Genomic DNA, 2,313 nt, shown 5'->3' on the forward strand with positions numbered 1-2,313 from the left:
CCTGTATTATTCGATGTGATGCTGTCTTTCGTGGCGGGGCAGGCTGCCTCGGTGCCCGACGGTCTCGACAGGTCGGACTTGTTCTTGATGTTGACGTTCTGGCCGCCGATCTTGACCGTGCCCGTGCCCTTCTCGGTGTCACTGGCGAATCCGAAGCTTGGATAGGGTATCGGAACACCCGGCGGCGTTGCAGGGTTCTCGGGCGGCGTGAAGCAGGTATCCGGGAAATCCGCGATGGTGTTGGCGTGTACTGCCTTGCCCGAGATTTCAAGTCCGTTGGCGAAAGCGTGCGACATCACGCTGCTCTTGTCGCCAGGATCGCGGCGCCGCAAGCGCCGGAATCGTTAGAGGCTTCGATCAAGACCGGGTTGCCGGCGGCGTAGCCCTTACGGGCGGCGGTGAAAGCCATCCCAATCATCATCGGCACGGCGGCTGCTCCGACATTGCCGAGGCTTTCTCCCGGCGACCAGATGTCTTGGAAGTCATGCCGGCCGCGCAGCAGGCGCAGGCTTGCCAATGCGGATTGCTTGAACCAATATTGCTCGCCGACGAGATCGGCAATGCGGTAGCCCACCCGGTTCATCTCGATGCCGGTTTCCTGAAGTGCGGCGCGGTAGGCCGAGGTCATGCCGTCACCCCGCAACGGCAGATCCTCCGCGTTGTAGATGAATGCCTGCTCGCGGGCGAGGCCGACCCCAAATAGGCGAAGGCCGCTGTTTTGCGAACGCATGCAAAGCACGGCTGCCGCGGCTTCCCCGGGGATGAAGCCATTCGGATTGCTTGGGGTCAACAGCCGCGCATTGGCGAGATAATAAGCAATAGCCTCCACCGTTAAATAGCTGTCGACGCCAGCGATCATCACATAGGGCGCTTCGCCCGCCGCTAGTATGCGGCGCGCCTGCTCCAGGGCGACGTGTCCCGAGGGACGCCCATTGGCCACAATCCTGGCGCGACCGTGCGGTGGGCTTTCCACGATCTCGGCGATGTGCTGGAGCAAGCGCGCACCATCGTGCACCGGCCGGCCGGGCCGTTCCTCCTCGGCAAGGCAGAGAATTAGGGCCGTCTGTCCGCGCGCCTCGGGCACGGCTTCGAAGGCCTCGCAAATGGCGCCCGCCGCCAGATGGGCCATACGCTTTTCGCCGACCCAATGGCGCGGCAAGGGTACCGGAGCTCCAATCAACCAATCTCCGCTGGATCCCAGATAGCGCGTCTGCTGAAAGCCGTCGAGGCCGGCCCGCATCGCTGCGCATGCGGAGGGGGCGTTGAGGCCAACCGCCGTTACCATACCGATCGAGACGATGTCCATCGGCGTGGTCATGCCTCTTCCTCCTCTTCCGACGCAGGCGCACTGCTCGCACGCACAAAGGCGCGACCTGCGGCCCGCGCCCTAAGCATGGATTCCGTGGGTGTGCCGACCCAGCATTCGCTAAAGTCGAGGATCGTCCGATGAATGGGCTGCGACACGCGCCAGACCAGTGATAAGCGCCGGTTCTCCGGATCAAACAAAACGGTGTCGGGCGGTATCGCACTCTCGAAGGCTTTCTCACGGCCCTTGAACAGTGTCATCGGCAGACTGGTGGTCGGCAGGAGAAAGGTCTCGCGTCCGGCAGGCGTAAGGTTGACCAGCATCACCTCTTCGCCGCCCTTCGGAGGGTCTGTCTGCTGGTCGGGCGGCGCCATCTGGAAATAGCGCTCGTCGAAATCCGGCGGCAGGAACGGGAAGACATTGTCGATCCAGTTCTGGTCGTAGGTGCCGCCGAATTCGATCCTGCCCGGCCAGCCGCGTCCCATCGGGCCAAAGCTCATTGGCCGGTAGTCGCCGAAGGGCGAGCGGATTTCCTCGCCGACCGCCTGGGTGTTGGGAAGGGGGAGGCCGGGGATCAGATGCTGGTTGCGCGTGCGCGCCCAGCCGATGCCGACAGGGTTGAGCGGGTAGCTTGCGGGAAGCCTGTCGTCCGGGTCGAGGGTGTCGGTGCCTCCCCACGCCGTATCATAGGAGAAGGGCTGACGCAGGAAGGGTTGCGGGGCAGTGGCGACGAAGACCGGTCCGCGGGCGCGCCATTCGCGATGCCCGACCACATCGAAGATCTTTGACCAGTTGCCCACCTTGATTCCGACGCTGACACGGTCGGCCGGACGGCTGCCAGGAGCATAGGCACATCCATTGGCGATGATGTCGCAGCGGGGCTTTCGAAAAGCAAAGTCCGACTCCCAGAGGGCGGCCGAGAAACCCGGCTCCACCGGATGTGCGACGGCCATCACCAGTGGCACGTGCACCGCTGATTATCGCCCCCGGCCGCCCGCCGCTTCCGG

The 2,313-nt window shown here is 64.0% G+C and carries 2 protein-coding genes and 1 pseudogene; all 3 read right to left on the reverse strand.

Features of this window, described 5'->3' with window-relative positions; genetic code table 11:
* On the reverse strand, positions 1-296 hold a 296-nt coding region (locus C9413_RS31195; protein WP_170251418.1), incomplete at its 3' end, for a PAAR-like domain-containing protein.
* Positions 296-1,318: a beta-ketoacyl synthase N-terminal-like domain-containing protein gene (locus tag C9413_RS31200; protein WP_040115653.1), complete on the reverse strand. Its 1,023-nt coding sequence runs from the start codon at positions 1,316-1,318 to the stop codon at positions 296-298. The genes C9413_RS31200 and C9413_RS31195, both read right to left, overlap by 1 nt.
* Positions 1,315-2,313, reverse strand: a pseudogene (locus C9413_RS31205) (DUF2169 domain-containing protein); the annotation flags it as partial. The pseudogene C9413_RS31205 and the gene C9413_RS31200, both read right to left, overlap by 4 nt.

The organism is Rhizobium sp. SEMIA 4085 (genome assembly GCF_013004495.1).
GTDB classification, from domain to species: domain Bacteria; phylum Pseudomonadota; class Alphaproteobacteria; order Rhizobiales; family Rhizobiaceae; genus Rhizobium; species Rhizobium gallicum.